General features: G+C 69.8%; 13 protein-coding genes. 8 read left to right on the top strand and 5 right to left on the bottom strand.

Annotation, left to right across the window (positions count from 1 at the left end; genetic code table 11):
• Positions 1–39 precede the first annotated feature (39 nt).
• The 4 genes from BOX17_RS05610 to BOX17_RS05625 all read left to right on the top strand — a co-directional run bounded on the left by BOX17_RS05610 (position 40) and on the right by BOX17_RS05625 (position 6,395).
• Complete coding sequence (locus tag BOX17_RS05610) at positions 40–1,560, top strand: leucyl aminopeptidase (RefSeq protein WP_071942565.1); 1,521 nt, start codon at positions 40–42, stop codon at positions 1,558–1,560.
• Positions 1,561–1,707: 147 nt separating this feature from the next.
• A complete protein-coding gene (locus tag BOX17_RS05615) occupies positions 1,708–2,808 on the top strand; it encodes a branched-chain amino acid aminotransferase (RefSeq protein WP_071942567.1) in 1,101 nt (366 codons plus the stop codon).
• 166 nt (positions 2,809–2,974) lie between these two features.
• Positions 2,975–3,427 (top strand): DNA polymerase III subunit chi, encoded by a 453-nt coding sequence (locus tag BOX17_RS05620; RefSeq protein ID WP_071942569.1) that lies wholly within the window; start codon positions 2,975–2,977, stop codon positions 3,425–3,427.
• Positions 3,428–3,545: 118 nt separating this feature from the next.
• Positions 3,546–6,395, top strand: a complete 2,850-nt coding sequence (locus tag BOX17_RS05625) for a valine--tRNA ligase (protein ID WP_071942571.1) — start codon at positions 3,546–3,548, stop codon at positions 6,393–6,395.
• 105 nt (positions 6,396–6,500) lie between these two features.
• Here the strand turns inward: BOX17_RS05625 and BOX17_RS05630 are convergent, their stop codons facing one another.
• Positions 6,501–6,953, bottom strand: coding sequence for an META domain-containing protein (locus BOX17_RS05630; RefSeq protein ID WP_071942573.1), 453 nt, complete (start codon positions 6,951–6,953; stop codon positions 6,501–6,503).
• A gap of 95 nt (positions 6,954–7,048) precedes the next feature.
• Here BOX17_RS05630 and BOX17_RS05635 point away from each other — a divergent pair, with 95 nt between their 5' ends.
• A complete protein-coding gene (locus tag BOX17_RS05635; RefSeq protein ID WP_071942575.1) occupies positions 7,049–7,453 on the top strand; it encodes a DoxX family protein in 405 nt (134 codons plus the stop codon).
• Here BOX17_RS05635 and gloA read toward each other — a convergent pair whose 3' ends face one another.
• A complete protein-coding gene (gene gloA, locus BOX17_RS05640) occupies positions 7,454–7,894 on the bottom strand; it encodes a lactoylglutathione lyase (protein ID WP_071942577.1) in 441 nt (146 codons plus the stop codon).
• 91 nt (positions 7,895–7,985) lie between these two features.
• Between gloA and BOX17_RS05645 the strand changes: the two genes are divergently transcribed.
• Both BOX17_RS05645 and BOX17_RS05650 read left to right on the top strand, forming a co-directional pair.
• Positions 7,986–8,525 carry a DNA-3-methyladenine glycosylase I gene (locus BOX17_RS05645; RefSeq protein ID WP_071942579.1) on the top strand — a complete coding sequence of 180 codons (540 nt, stop codon included), beginning with the start codon at positions 7,986–7,988 and terminating at the stop codon, positions 8,523–8,525.
• 99 nt (positions 8,526–8,624) lie between these two features.
• Positions 8,625–9,692, top strand: coding sequence for a metal-dependent hydrolase (locus BOX17_RS05650; protein WP_071942581.1), 1,068 nt, complete (start codon positions 8,625–8,627; stop codon positions 9,690–9,692).
• Between the two features lie 72 nt (positions 9,693–9,764).
• Here BOX17_RS05650 and BOX17_RS05655 read toward each other — a convergent pair whose 3' ends face one another.
• Both BOX17_RS05655 and BOX17_RS05660 read right to left on the bottom strand, forming a co-directional pair.
• On the bottom strand, positions 9,765–10,373 hold the full coding sequence (locus tag BOX17_RS05655; protein WP_071942583.1) for an FMN-dependent NADH-azoreductase: 609 nt from the start codon (positions 10,371–10,373) through the stop codon (positions 9,765–9,767).
• 132 nt (positions 10,374–10,505) lie between these two features.
• Entirely contained in the window at positions 10,506–11,270 is a 765-nt protein-coding gene (locus tag BOX17_RS05660; protein WP_071942585.1) for a COG3650 family protein, read from the bottom strand.
• Between the two features lie 274 nt (positions 11,271–11,544).
• On the opposite strand from BOX17_RS05660, the gene BOX17_RS05665 reads away from it, so the two are divergent.
• Complete coding sequence (locus BOX17_RS05665; RefSeq protein WP_071942587.1) at positions 11,545–12,459, top strand: LysR family transcriptional regulator; 915 nt, start codon at positions 11,545–11,547, stop codon at positions 12,457–12,459.
• Here BOX17_RS05665 and BOX17_RS05670 read toward each other — a convergent pair.
• Entirely contained in the window at positions 12,446–14,062 is a 1,617-nt protein-coding gene (locus tag BOX17_RS05670; protein WP_071942589.1) for an ATP-binding protein, read from the bottom strand. The two genes, BOX17_RS05665 and BOX17_RS05670, sit on opposite strands and share 14 nt — an antisense overlap.
• Positions 14,063–14,065 lie beyond the last annotated feature (3 nt).

Genomic DNA, 14,065 nt, shown 5'->3' on the forward strand with positions numbered 1-14,065 from the left:
TTATCCAGAATCCCCCATCGCTTGTCTTGTGGAGACTCCATGGAATTCCCTGTTCAGACGGCCAATCCCGCCAAGGCCGAGATGGCCTGTCTCGTGGTACCGGTGTTCAAGGATGGCGAGCTGCTGCCTGCCGCCGCCAAGCTCGACGACGCCAGCGAGCGGCTGATCGGCCAGCTGATCGATCGCGGCGACTTCGACGCCAAGCTGGGCAATGTCCTGATGGTGCCCTTCGCCCCGGGGCTCAACGCGGAGCGCCTGATGCTGGTGGGGCTGGGCGAGCGCGAGAAGTGCCGGGAAGGCGCCTTCAGCAAGGCGCTGGACGCGGCCTTCACCGCCCTGGCGGCACTGCCCGTCGAGGATGTCGCCGTGGCCTTCACCGATGTCCCGGTGCCCGACCGCGCCTGCGACTGGAAGGCCCGCATGGTGGCCGAGGCCGCCCATCGCGCCGTCTACCGCTTCGACGAGTTCAAGGCCGAGAAGGAACCCGCTCCGCGCCTCGCCCAGGTCACCCTGCTGGTCAGCGAGCAGGGGGATGCCGAGGCCACCCGCCACGGGGTGCGCATCGGCGACGCCATCGGCCAGGGCGTGGCGACCACCCGCACCCTGGGCAACCTGCCCGGCAACGTCTGCACGCCCAGCTACCTGGCCGAGCGCGCCGAGCGACTGGCCGCCGATTCCAGGGGTGCCCTGACCGCCGAGATCCTCGACGAGGAGGCCCTGGAGGCCCTGGGCGCCCATAGCCTGCTCTCGGTGGGCCGCGGCAGCGAGCAGCCCTCACGACTGATCGTCATGAAGTACCAGGGGGCCGAGGACCCCGCCGAGGCGCCCCACGTGCTGGTGGGCAAGGGCATCACCTTCGATACCGGCGGCATCTCGCTGAAGCCCGGCGAGGCCATGGACGAGATGAAGTTCGACATGTGCGGCGCCGCCAGCGTGTTCGGCACTGTCACCTCGGTGCTCGCCATCAAGCCGAAGATCAACCTGGTGGCCATCGTCGCCGCGGCCGAGAACATGCCCGACGGCCGCGCCACCAAGCCCGGGGATATCATCAAGACCCTCAAGGGCCTCTCCGTGGAGGTGCTCAACACCGACGCCGAGGGCCGCCTGGTGCTGTGCGATGCCCTGACCTACGCCGAGCGCTTCGAGCCGGCCAGCGTCGTGGACATCGCCACCCTGACCGGCGCCGCCATCATCGCCCTGGGTCACCATGCCACCGGGCTGCTTTCCAACGACGACGACCTGGCCCTGGATATCCTGGATGCCGGCGAGACCGCCTGGGACCGCGCCTGGCACCTGCCGCTCTGGGACGAGTACCAGGAGCAGCTCTCCTCCAACTTCGCCGACCTGGCGAACATCGGCGGCCGGCCGGCGGGCACCATCACCGCCGCCTGCTTCCTCTCGCGCTTCGCCGACAAGTTTCCCTGGGCGCACCTGGACATCGCCGGTACCGCCTGGGCCTCGGGCAAGGAGAAGGGCGCCAGCGGCCGCCCCGTGGGGCTGCTGACCCAGTACCTGCTGGATCGCGAGACCGACAGCCAGGTCGAGGTCGACGAGGACTGATTCGCCCCGGGCAGGGTTGCCTTTTCCCGGCGGTGCCCTTTTCATGTGGACTGTCGACTTCCATGCACCGGGCCCCTGCCGGCCCGGTTACCTGATTCGTGACGAGGGCGCCCGGAGGCGCCCCGCCAGTAGCGGAGACCCCTTGCCGTGTCCATCGAACGCTTTTCCCTGCTGCCGAGCGCCCATCCGACCGCGCCGCAGATCCGTGGCGACATCCTCGCCAACCCTGGCTTCGGCCTCTACTTCACCGACCACATGGCCCACGTGCGATGGACCCTCGACGCCGGCTGGCATGGCCACGAGGTGCGGCCCTACGGCCCGCTGACCCTGGACCCCGCCGCCGCAGTGCTGCACTACGGCCAGGAGATCTTCGAGGGCGTGAAGGCCTACCGCCATGCCGATGGCTCGGTGTGGACCTTCCGCCCCGAGAAGAACGCCGAGCGGTTCCGCCGCAGCGCACGCCGCCTGGCGCTGCCGGAGCTCTCCGACGAGGACTTCATCGACTCGCTGCGCGCCCTGCTGGCCCAGGACCACGACTGGGTGCCCACCCCGGCCAGGGAGTCCGACGAGTCGAGCCTCTACCTGCGGCCCTTCATGATCGCCAGCGAGACCTTCCTCGGCGTGCGGCCTTCCCACGAGGTCGACTACTACGTCATCGCCTCCCCGGCCGCGGCCTACTTCCAGGGCGGCGTGAAGCCGGTGTCGATCTGGCTCTCCACGCACTACAAGCGCGCGGCCCCTGGCGGCACCGGGTTCGCCAAGTGCGGCGGCAACTACGCGGCGTCCCTGGCCGCCCAGAAGGAAGCCGCGGCCAACGACTGCAGCCAGGTGGCCTTCCTCGACGCCGCCGAGAACCGGTGGGTCGAGGAACTCGGCGGCATGAACCTGTTCTTCGTGTTCCGCGACGGCCGCATCGTCACCCCGCGCCTCACCGACACCATCCTCGAGGGCGTCACCCGCGCCTCGGTGCTGACCCTGGCCCGGGACGAGGGGCTCACCCCGGAGGAGCGCCCGATCAGCATCGACGAATGGCGCGAGGGCGCGGCATCGGGCGAGATCACCGAGGTCTTCGCCTGCGGCACCGCCGCCGTGATCACCCCGGTGGGCGAGCTGGTCACCGAGCACGATCGCATCCGGCTCTCCGCCCAGGGCGACAACGAGGTGGCCAAGCGCCTGCGCACCCGCCTGCTCGACCTGCAGTACGGCCGCAGCGAGGATACCCGCGGTTGGCTGACCCGACTCGCCTGAGCACTTCCTTCCCGGCTCCGAGAACGGTGGGCGCCGGGGGCAAGACGATGCGAGGGTCCTTTGCCATGGAGGGCAAAGATAGCACCCAGGGATGGGGTCACAGCGCCCTCGCGACGGCTTGCCACCGGAGAAGCCCACACCGCCGAACGGGCCGCCTCGAGATCCCATGACCCACATCGACTTCTACATCCTGCCCGACACCACCCTCGAGGCGCGCCTCGGCTTCGCCTGCCGCCTGGCCGAGACCATCTACCGCAAGGGGTACCGGCTGCACCTGCATGCCGAGGACGAGGGCATGGCCCGTGAGCTCGACGACCGGCTCTGGACCTTCCGGCCCGACGCCTACGTGCCCCATGCCCTGCTGGGCAGCGATCAGGAGGCGACGGTGCCGATGACCATCGGCTGGGAGGGCCCGCCGGAGCCGGGCGCCCAGGCGCTGCTCAACCTGCACCCCGGGATCCCCGAGTGGTTCTCCCGCTTCGAGCGGGTCGCCGAGATCATCAACCAGCACCAGGACGTACTCACCGCCAAGCGAGAATGCTGGCAGACCTACCGGAAGCGCGGCTACCCGGTCACCCCCCACCAGCTCAAGGGCCAGGCCCGCGGACGCGCGGGCTGACGCCTCCCCCGCCGTCACGCTATAATCAGGCCCATTTTTCAGCATCCCCGGCACCCTGGCAGCGCCCCTCGACGCGCCCTGCCATGGGTCGGTGCCACCTCTTCGACCCGGAATGCCCATGGACAAGACCTACCAACCCGAGCAGATCGAAACCCGCTGGTACGAGCGCTGGGAGGCCGACAACCGCTTCGCCCCCGCCGGCGCAGGCGAGCCCTACTCCATCATGATCCCGCCGCCCAACGTCACCGGCAGCCTGCACATGGGCCACGCCTTCCAGGACACCATCATGGACACTCTGATCCGCTGGCGGCGGATGCAGGGGCGCAACACCCTCTGGCAGGTGGGCACCGACCACGCCGGCATCGCCACCCAGATGCTGGTCGAGCGCAAGGTCGCCGCCGAGGAAGGCAAGAGCCGCCACGATCTGGGGCGCGAGGCCTTCATCGACAAGGTGTGGGATTGGAAGCAGGAGTCCGGCGGCCATATCACGCGCCAGCTGCGCCGCATGGGGGCCAGCGTCGACTGGAGCCGCGAGCGCTTCACCATGGACGACGGCTTCTACCGGGCGGTCCAGGAGGTCTTCGTGCGCCTCTTTGAAGAGGGGCTGATCTACCGCGGCAAGCGGCTGGTCAACTGGGACCCGACCCTGCACACCGCCATCTCCGACCTCGAGGTCGAGAACCGCGACCAGCAGGGCAGCTTCTGGCACTTCCGCTACCCCCTGGCCGACGGCGTCACCACCGACGACGGCCGCGACCACCTGGTGGTCGCCACCACCCGCCCCGAGACCCTCCTCGGCGACACCGGCGTGGCGGTCAACCCCGAGGACCCGCGCTACGCCTCGCTGGTCGGGAAGTTCGTCGAGCTCCCGCTGGTGGGACGGCGCATCCCCATCGTCGCCGACGAGCACGCCGACATGGAGAAGGGCTCCGGCTGCGTGAAGATCACCCCGGCCCACGACTTCAACGACTACGAGGTGGGCCGCCGCCAGGGCCTGCCGCTGATCAACGTCTTCACCCAGGATGCCGCCATCCTCGAGCGCGCCGAGGCCTTCGACATCCAGGGCCGGGCGTTGCAGGACATCGACCCGAGCCTGCCCGGTGCCTACGCCGGCCTCGACCGCTTCGAGGCGCGCTCGCGCATCGTCGCCGACATGGACGCCTTGGGCCTGCTCGAGCAGGTGGAGACGGTCAGCAACACCCTGCCCTATGGCGACCGCTCCGGCGACGTCATCGAGCCGCTGCTCACCGACCAGTGGTTCGTCGCCGTGGAGAGCCTGGCGAAGCCCGCCATCGAGGCCGTGGAGAAGGGCGACATCCAGTTCGTGCCGAAGAACTACGAGAACATGTACTTCGCCTGGATGCGCGACCTCCAGGACTGGTGCATCTCCCGCCAGCTGTGGTGGGGCCACCGCATCCCGGCCTGGTACGACGCCGACGGCAACGTCTACGTGGCCAGGAGCGAGGCCGAGGCCCGCGAGCGGCACGGCCTGCCGGCCGAGCTGCCCCTGACCCAGGACGAGGACGTGCTGGACACCTGGTTCAGCTCCGGGCTCTGGACCTTCGGCACCCTGGGCTGGCCGGAGCAGACCCCGGAACTGGCCACCTTCCACCCCTCCAGCGTGCTGGTCACCGGCTTCGACATCATCTTCTTCTGGGTCGCCCGGATGATCATGATGACCCTGAAGTTCACCGGCGAGGTGCCCTTCAAGCAGGTCTACGTGCATGGCCTGGTGCGCGACGGCCAGGGGCAGAAGATGTCCAAGTCCAAGGGCAACGTGCTCGACCCCATCGACCTGATCGACGGCATCGCGCTCGAGACCCTGGTGGAGAAGCGCACCGGCAACATGATGCAGCCGCAGAAGGCCAAGGCCATCGCCAAGGCCACCCGCGCCGAGTTCCCCGAGGGCATCGAGCCCCACGGCACCGACGCGCTGCGCTTCACCTTCCTCTCCCAGGCCACCACCGGCCGCGACATCAAGTTCGACATGGGGCGCCTGGACGGCTACCGCAACTTCTGCAACAAGCTGTGGAACGCCTCGCGCTATGTGCTGATGAACGCCGAGGGCGAGGATACCGGTCTAGGGGAAGACCCGGTCGAGCTGTCGCTGGCCGACCGCTGGATCGTCTCGCGCCTGCAGCAGACCGAGGCCCAGGTGACCCGGGCTATGCAGGAGTTCCGCTTCGACCACGCCTCCCAGGCGCTCTACGACTTCGTCTGGAACGAGTACTGCGACTGGTACCTGGAGCTCTCCAAGCCCGTGCTGTGGGACGAGGGCGCCAGCGCCGCCGCCAAGCGCGGCACCCGCCGGACCCTGGTCCGCGTGCTCGAGGCGATCCTGCGCCTGGCCCACCCGATGATGCCCTTCATCTCCGAGGAGATCTGGCAGCGCGTCGCCCCGCTGGCGGGCACGCTCGCCACGGGCGAGGACGGCTCCATCATGAACCAGCCCTGGCCGCTGGCGGAGGAGGCGCTGGTCGACGACCGGGCGATCCGCGACATCGAGTGGCTCAAGGGTGTGATCGTGGCGGTGCGCAACATCCGCGCCGAGATGAACATCGCCCCGGGCAAGCCCCTGGAGGTGCTGCTCACCAAGGGCCAGCCGGAAGATGCCGAGCGCCTCGCGGCCAACCGCCTCTTCCTCTCGAAGCTGGCCAAGCTCGAGCGCGTCGACTGGCTCGACGACCCCGAGCAGGCCCCGCTCTCGGCGACCCAGCTGGTGGGCGAGATGGAGGTGCTGGTGCCCATGGCCGACCTGATCGACAAGGACGCCGAGCTGGCGCGCCTGGCCAAGGAGATCGAGAAGCAGGAGAAGCTGATCGGCGGCATCGAGAAGAAGCTGGCCAACGAAAGCTTCGTGGCCAAGGCACCGGAGGCGGTGGTCAAGAAGGAGCGCGGCAAGCTCGCGGATTTCGAGGCCTCGCGCCGCCTGCTGGTCGAGCAGCGCGAGAAGATCGAAGCGCTCTGATCCGTGCCCGCTGCTCATCCGACAGGGCCCGCCATCGGCGGGCCCTTTTCATGACCGAGCCCTTTTCATGTCCGGTCCTTCGTTGAAGGGTCGGTCGTCATCGGCTCAATCGACGCGACGCCACCCCCCCAGCACCCGCTGGTCAGGACCGAAGAACACCAGCCGGTCGTGGTCGATCAGATAGCGGTAGGCGTTCTCCAGCATGCCGGTCACCCGGGCGGCGTCCTCGGCCCGGGGACAGGCGCGCCGGGTGGTGGCAAGCTCGGTGAAGGCGATCCGCTGGTTCTCGCCCAGCGCCGCCCGGCCGGTCAGCCGGTTGCAGCCGTCGCTGCCGCTCAACCGTCCCTGGCGGTCGATGACGAAGAAGGGGCGCTCCGGCATGGAAAGGCGCTCGTGGGTGCCCACCAGCAGCAGGTTCCAGCGCTGGTCGACCATCGGCCCCTCGAGAGCGGCCGACGGCTCGCCGACGACCCGGGGGGCGGGTCCACCGCTGCAGGCGGCGAGCAGCAGGGCCGCGGCGAGAAGCAGCAGTGCGTTGCGTAACGGTTTGATCATCATGGTATCTTCCTTGAGGCACCAGGCGATTGCCCAGGCGCCAAGCTTGCCCCAGCCGGGGCATCGAGACAATTCCCGCCGCACCATGAGGTCCCCGCATGCTCCACGCGCTCCACAACGATGCCCTCGGCAAGCTGATCCTGCGACTCACCGTGGCAGGCCTGTTGCTGCCCCACGGCCTGACCAAGCTCCTCAACCCGGGCAACCTGACCTGGATCGGCAACACCCTGGCCGGCCAGGGGCTGCCGACCGTGCTCGCCTACGGGGTGCTGGTCGGCGAGGTGGTGGCGCCGCTTATGGCCCTGATCGGCTGGCGCAGTCGGGTGGGGGCGCTGCTGATGGCCGCCAACATGGTGGTGGCCATCTTCCTGGTGCACATGGGCGAGCTCACGGCCTTCAAGGACAACGGCGGCTGGGCCCTGGAGCTGCAGGGATTCTTCCTGTTCGGCGCCGTGGCGCTGGTCTTCCTGGGCAGCGGGCGCATGGCCTGGCGACCCGACTGATCACCAGGTGCCGGTGTTCTCCATGGAGGCCCAGGGCTCCTTTGGTGCCTGAGGGTCGCCCTTCTGCAGCAGCTCCACCGAGATGCCGTCGGGGCTCCTGACGAAGGCCATGTGGCCGTCCCGGGGCGGACGGTTGATGGTCACGCCGTTCGCCTGCAGGTGCTCGCAGAGGGCATAGATGTCGTCCACCCGGAAGGCCAGGTGGCCGAAGTTGCGGCCGCCGCTGTACTCCTCCGGGTCCCAGTTCCAGGTCAGCTCGAGCTCCGGTGCCTTGAGTTCCGCCGAGCGCGCCTCGTCCTCCGGGGCGGCCAGGAAGACCAGGGTGAAGCGGCCCTTCTCGACCTCCCGGCGGCGCACCTCCTTGAGCCCCAGCAGGTCGCAGTAGAAGTGCAGGGACGCGTCGAGGTCGCTGACCCGAACCATGGTGTGAAGGTATTGCATGAACGTTCTCCCGGTTCACAGTTGAGAAGGATGGCGTCATCCTGACAAGTCATGACTCCCCTGCCAATCCCGACCACGAGGCAGCAGCCCCATGAGCCACTACTGCGACCTGGCCCCAGGGCATCCGTTCCACGGGCCCTATCACGACCATGAGTACGGTTTCCCGGTGGAGGACGACCGCGCCCTCTTCGAGCGCCTGGTGCTGGAGATCAACCAGGCCGGCCTCTCCTGGCTCACCGTGCTGAAGAAGCGCGAGGCGTTCCGGCGTGCCTTCGAGGGCTTCGACATCGACCGCGTGGCGGCCTATGGCGAAGCCGAGCGGGCGAGACTGCTGGCGGACGCCGGCATCATCCGCAACCGCCTCAAGGTCGACGCGGCGATCCACAATGCCGGCGTGATCCAGACCCTCCAGGCCGAGCACGGCAGCCTCAAGGCCTGGCTGGACCATCACCATCCGCTGGACCACGGCGACTGGGTGCGCCTCTTCCGGCGGACCTTCCGCTTCACCGGCCCGGAGATCGTCGGCGAGCTGCTGATGAGCACCGGCTACCTGCCCGGCGCCCACCGTGACGACTGCCCCGTGCAGGCCCGCATCCTCGACGCCGCCCCCGCCTGGGCGCGGTCGGGCTGAGTGCCGCCCGGCTGAGTGCAGTCCGGCTGAGGCCAGGGAACCGGCGCCCCCGCCAGGCGTCAGAGCAAGGGCCTGCCGCTGACGAAGGAGAGCCCCTCGATGGATTCGATTACCCAGGCCGCCCTGGGCGCGGCGATCGGCGGCGCCGTGCTCGGCAGACGCCTCGGCCGAAAGGCGGTGCTGATCGGCGCGGCGCTGGGCACCCTGCCGGACCTGGACGTGATCATCGACTACGGCGATGCCGTGGCCAACGTGACCCAGCACCGCGGCTTTTCCCACTCGTTGTTCGTGCTGGCAGGACTCGCCACCCTCCTGGCGCTGCTCTCGGCGCGCCTCTCGCGCACCCGGGACATCCCGCTTGCCCGCTGGGGGCTCTTCTTCGGGCTCATTCTGCTGACCCATCCGCTGCTCGACGCCCTGACCACCTACGGCACCCAGCTCTGGTGGCCGCTGGACGTGCGACCCGCGGCCTGGCCCGTCGTGTTCATCATCGACCCGCTCTACACCCTGCCGCTGCTGGTGGGTTTCGCCGTGGCCCTCATCACCGGCCGGGCACAGCGCCCGCCGGCCTGGGGACTGGCGATCGCCTGCAGCTACCTGGTGATCGCCCTCGGGGCGCGGCAGCTGGTGGAGGCGCGGATCACGCCGCTGCTGGCCGAACGAGGGCTTCAGCAGGCCCCGCGACTGGTGCAGCCGACCCCCTTCAACACCCTGCTCTGGCGGGTCACCGTGGCCGACGGGGCGCGCTATCACGAGGCCCTGGTGGGCGTGTTCGACGGCGACACCCCGCCGATGCTGGAGACCTACGCCCGCGGCATCGGGCTGGAGGCGGCGGCCCTGGACAGCCCCCGCGGTCGTCGGCTCGACTGGTTCGCCGGCCCCTTCCTGCGCTACGAGGTGCGCGAACGCGACGGCCGCGACACCCTGGTGGCCACCGACCTGCGGCTCGGCTTCCCGGGCTTCCACCCCTTCGCCTTCACCCTGGCGACCCGCGAGGGGGACGACTGGCAGCCGGTGGCGGTCTCGCAGCAGCTGCCCTCTGCGTCGCGGGGCAACCGCGAGGCGCTGGCCCGGCTCGGCGGTCGCATCCTCAGCCCAGCGCCCATGCTCTGCACCAGCGACTTCGTCCCCCGCGAGTGGCTGATCCGCCGCCCCGGCCCCTGCTGAGGCCCCACACGCGAACGGGGTGGCCGTGGCCACCCCGTTCGCTTCGTGCCTGAGACTACCGCAGTGCGGCGATCAGAGCCTGGGCACCAGGCTATCGATGGCCTGCTTGGCCTCCTTGAGCGCCGCCTCGCGATGGGCCTCGCCCTTGGCGAGCCCTTCGGCGTACACCACGTCCACCTCGGAGATGCCGATCAGGCCCAGCATGCCCTTGAGGTGTGGCGTCTGGCTGTCCATGGGGGTGCCGGCATACTGGCCGCCCCGGGCCGCCAGGATCACCGCCCGCTTGCCCTCGATGAGCCCCTGGGGCCCCTTTTCGGTGTACTGGAAGGTCTGGCCGGAGCGCATCACCCGGTCGAACCAGGCCTTGAGCTGGGAGGGCACGCCCAGGTTGTAGAGCGGCACGGCCAGCACGACGACGTCGTGGTCGAGGAGCTCGCGGATCAGGTCGTCGGAGCGGGCGGCCATCTCGCGCTGCTCGGCGGAGCGCTTCTCGGGCGGCACCTGCCAGCTGGCGAGTTCCGGCTGGGTCAGGTGCGGCAGGTCGTCGGCCACCAGATCGCGGTGGGAGACCTCCAGGCCCTCGCGCTCGGCGGCGCGGTCCTGGAAGTACCTGGCCAGGGCGATGGACTGGCCGTTCTCGCCGAGGATCGACGAGGTGAGGATGAGGGCACGGGTGGTCATGGCAATCTCCTGTAACCGTAAGCGGTAATGAAGGCCATTCTACGTGCACGAATTGCAACGAAAAGCGCAAATATATGCCGGTTTCGTTCGATAGAAACGAAAGAAAGGGCGCCGGGGCGGCGCCCTTTCTCCTCAGGGCGCGATGCCCTGGCCGCAGCCAAGCAACTGTTCGCCGTCGATGGTCAGGGTGACCCGGGCCGGGAAGGGCTGACCGCTCATGCCGTCGAAGCAGGCCCGGGCCTCCAGGCGCAGCTCGAAGGGCGTGTCGGCCCGGCCGCTGGCCAGGATCATGCGCCCCTCGTCGTTGTCCAGGGTGGTCACCCGGTAGGGCAGGGTCAGCTCACGGGCGCCGTAGTCCAGCAGCAGGGTGACCTCGGGTCGGTCGCTTGACAGGTTGACCACCCAGCCGGGCTCGTTGCCGCGGGCGTGGAACATGATGCCCGGGCGCTCCTGGCGGGTCAGGACCTCGCGGGTCATGTCCCGGGTGCAGTCGAGCCGCCCGGTGGCGCTCTCCACGACGGCCTCATTGCCCTTGTTCCAGACGCTCAGGTCGCCCTGCTGATAGCGGGCGCCGCTGGCCACCACGGCCGGTTGCAGTCGGTAGGCCCCGTGGGCGGACCAGAGCCGCAGCTCCTCGTCGGTGGCCGCCGTGACCAGGTCCTGGGCGGGCGTGCAGCGCCAGGCGGTAAGCGCCGACGCCTCCCCGGGGAAGAAGGCCGAGGGCATCAGGGGCGCGGCCGGCGTCGCCGGGGAGGCCTCGCCCCCGGGGGCCGCGCGGCGATCGGCGATCTCGGGGCGCGTGGCGTCCCCCGGGGGCGTGGCGGCGCAGCCGGCCAGCAGGAGGGCGGCGCCCATCAGGGCGAGGGCGTGGGCAGGGGAAGCGGGATGACGAGACATAGGGGCTCCTTGCGATGCGGCGATGTTCCCTGAGCCCGCAGCATACCAGCCACCCGCCCCTCGTGCGCCGGGCAGCGGCTCAACGCTGGCCCGGAAAACAGGCCAACGCGGCCCGCGTCATCTCGAAGCTCGCAGCGAGGCGCGGGTCGCCGGGCACATGAGCCAGCGTCATGGGAAGGTCCCGTCGGCGTGAACGATGCCGGACGCCTCGCTGGCCACGAGGAGTGAATCAAACTAAACTTCATCATCTTCAAGATGAACCAGGCTCACCCTCATGCTCGAACTTCGCCACCTGCGCACCCTGGTCGCCCTGCGCGATGCCGGCTCCCTGGTGGAGGCCGCCGAACGCGTGCACCTGACCCAGTCGGCGCTTTCCCACCAGATCAAGGACCTGGAGGAGCGGCTGGGCAGCCCGCTGTTCCTGCGCAAGACCCGGCCGGTGGAGTTCACCCGGGCCGGCACGCGGCTGCTGACCCTGGCCGAACAGGTCCTGCCGCTGGTGCGCATGGCCGAGCGCGACCTGGCGCGGCTGGCCGGCAACGAGCAGGGGCGCCTGCACATGGCCATCGAGTGCCACAGCTGCTTCCAGTGGCTGATGCCCACCGTCGACCACTTTCGCGACCACTGGCCGGAGGTGGAGATCGACATCCCCGGTGGCCACCACTTCGACCCGCTGCCGGCCCTGGCGCGCGAGCAGCTCGACCTGGTGATCACCGCCGACCCCCAACCGCTGCCCGGGATCCACTACGAGCCGCTGTTCCGCTACGAGGGGCTGCTGGCGGTGGCCCGCCAGCACCCGCTGGCGGGCCGGTCCTTCGTCACCCCCGAGGAGCTCGCCGAGCAGACCCTGATCACCTACCCGGTGGAGCACTCCCGGCTCGACGTCTTCACCCAGTTCCTCGACCCCGCCGGGGTGCATCCCCGGGAGGTACGCACCGCCGAGCTCACCATCATGATGATGCAGCTGGTCGCCAGCGGCCGCGGCGTCTGCGCGCTGCCCAACTGGGCGCTGACCGAGTACCTGGAGCGGGACTACGTCAAGGCCGTGGCCCTGGGCGAGAAGGGGGTGTGGAGCACCCTGTTCGCGGCGATCCGCGAGGACACCCGCGGGGCGCCCTGGATGGAGGACTTCCTGCGCACCGCCCGGGAGACCTCCTTCGCGGTGCTGGAGGGGATCAGGCCGGCGTAGGGACGCTGCGCGGCAGCAGCAGGGTGAAACGCGCCCCGCCCAGCTCGGGGCTGGCATCCACCATCACGCTGCCGCCGTGCCAGGCCATGACCTTCTGCACGATGGAGAGCCCCAGGCCGTAGCCACCCGAGCGACGGGTGCGGCTGTCGTCGAGGCGGGCGAAGGGCTTGAAGACCTCCGTGCGCGCCGCGGCGGGGATGCCGGGGCCGTCGTCCTCCACGTCCAGGCGTACCAGCCGTGGTTCCCCCTCGAGGCGGATCACCACCCGGCTGCGGGCATGGCGACAGGCGTTGGCCACCAGGTTCTGCAGCGCACGCTGCATGTAGCGCGGTTCGGCCTGGACCTCCACCTCCGGCCCCTCGACCAGCTCGATGCTTATATTCCCATGGAGCTTCCTCAGGGCCTCGATGACCCGCTGCGCCATGGCACGGCAGTCGACCAGCGAGGTCTCGAGCTCCACGCCGTTGGCCGCCTCGCTGCCCAGCCGGGCGTAGGTGAGGATCTCGTCGATCAGTTCGTCGAGTTCGGTGATGTCGCCGTCGACGCCCTCGAGCTGGCGGCGGATCGCGGGATCGTCGGTCATGTCCTCGACCATCTGCACCGCGAAGCGGATGCGCGCCACCGGGGTGCGCAGTTCATGGGAGACGGCCCGGATCATGTCCTGCTGGGCGCGCAGCAGCGACTGCACCTGGGTCGCCATGCCGTTGAAGGCCATCCCCAGGCGGCCGAGGAAGTCACCGCTCTCCACCTTGACCCGGGTATCCAGGCGCCCGCCGGCGATGCGGGTGGCGGCGAGCTCCAGCCGCGCCATGCGGGCCTCCACGCCGCGCACGATCAGGTAGATGATCGCCGCCAGCACGCTGAGCAGCAGCACCAGCAGCAGCAGCTGCAGCGGGAGGGGCAGCGGCTCGAAGGCCTGCACCGGGCCGACGGCCAGCCAGCGCGATTGCGGGTCCTTGCCGGGCATCAGGCGATACATCGCCATGGACAGGCGGCCCGGCAGCAGGCGGATGACCACCTCCCCCTCGGCCAGGCGCGCCAGCTGCCGGGTATCCAGCCCCTCGGGCGGGCTCTCGCTGAGCTGCAGGGGAATGCTGTCCCCGGCCATCCGCTCGAGCTGCCCACGACGCTCGCCGGCCGGCACCTGGATCAGCCACTCGGCGAACAGCTCGGTGAGCCCGCGCAGCTGCTGTTCGCTGATGCTCGCCACGTCCACCTCGAGGATCTGCTCCTGGTCGGTCAGCAGGCGGCGCAGGCGCCAGCCATGCTCCCCCTGGGGTGTGACCAGCACGCGGCCCGCCTGCAGGCGCGTGCGGGAGAAGTAGTTCAGGGAGCGGGACTCGATGGGCACCAGCCGCAGGGTCATGTCGAGCTGCTGGGAGCGGGCCGACAGCCACGCCCCTCGCCCCGCCTCGGGCAGCGACTCGACCCAGCGGGTCAGCACCCGCATCGGCGGCTCGACCAGCTGCTCGCGGTAGTGCTCGCGCCTGACCTGGTCGACCATGGCCATCCCCAGCAGGGCCAGGCCGAAGGTCAGCACCAGCGCCAGGGCCAGCAGGACATAGACGCGCAGGAAGGTGCTGTCGGCCAGCATCCGACGCATGGA

Source organism: Halomonas aestuarii (assembly GCF_001886615.1).
Lineage (GTDB): Bacteria > Pseudomonadota > Gammaproteobacteria > Pseudomonadales > Halomonadaceae > Halomonas > Halomonas aestuarii.

Coding starts and splice junctions, on each gene's coding strand:
- BOX17_RS05610 (WP_071942565.1), top strand. CDS start 40: ATGGAATTCCCTGTTCAGACGGCCAATCCCGCCAAGGCCGAGATGGCC.
- BOX17_RS05620 (WP_071942569.1), top strand. CDS start 2,975: ATGACCCACATCGACTTCTACATCCTGCCCGACACCACCCTCGAGGCG.
- BOX17_RS05625 (WP_071942571.1), top strand. CDS start 3,546: ATGGACAAGACCTACCAACCCGAGCAGATCGAAACCCGCTGGTACGAG.
- BOX17_RS05630 (WP_071942573.1), bottom strand. CDS start 6,953: ATGATGATCAAACCGTTACGCAACGCACTGCTGCTTCTCGCCGCGGCC.
- BOX17_RS05635 (WP_071942575.1), top strand. CDS start 7,049: ATGCTCCACGCGCTCCACAACGATGCCCTCGGCAAGCTGATCCTGCGA.
- gloA (WP_071942577.1), bottom strand. CDS start 7,894: ATGCAATACCTTCACACCATGGTTCGGGTCAGCGACCTCGACGCGTCC.
- BOX17_RS05645 (WP_071942579.1), top strand. CDS start 7,986: ATGAGCCACTACTGCGACCTGGCCCCAGGGCATCCGTTCCACGGGCCC.
- BOX17_RS05650 (WP_071942581.1), top strand. CDS start 8,625: ATGGATTCGATTACCCAGGCCGCCCTGGGCGCGGCGATCGGCGGCGCC.
- BOX17_RS05655 (WP_071942583.1), bottom strand. CDS start 10,373: ATGACCACCCGTGCCCTCATCCTCACCTCGTCGATCCTCGGCGAGAAC.
- BOX17_RS05660 (WP_071942585.1), bottom strand. CDS start 11,270: ATGTCTCGTCATCCCGCTTCCCCTGCCCACGCCCTCGCCCTGATGGGC.
- BOX17_RS05665 (WP_071942587.1), top strand. CDS start 11,545: ATGCTCGAACTTCGCCACCTGCGCACCCTGGTCGCCCTGCGCGATGCC.
- BOX17_RS05670 (WP_071942589.1), bottom strand. CDS start 14,062: ATGCGTCGGATGCTGGCCGACAGCACCTTCCTGCGCGTCTATGTCCTG.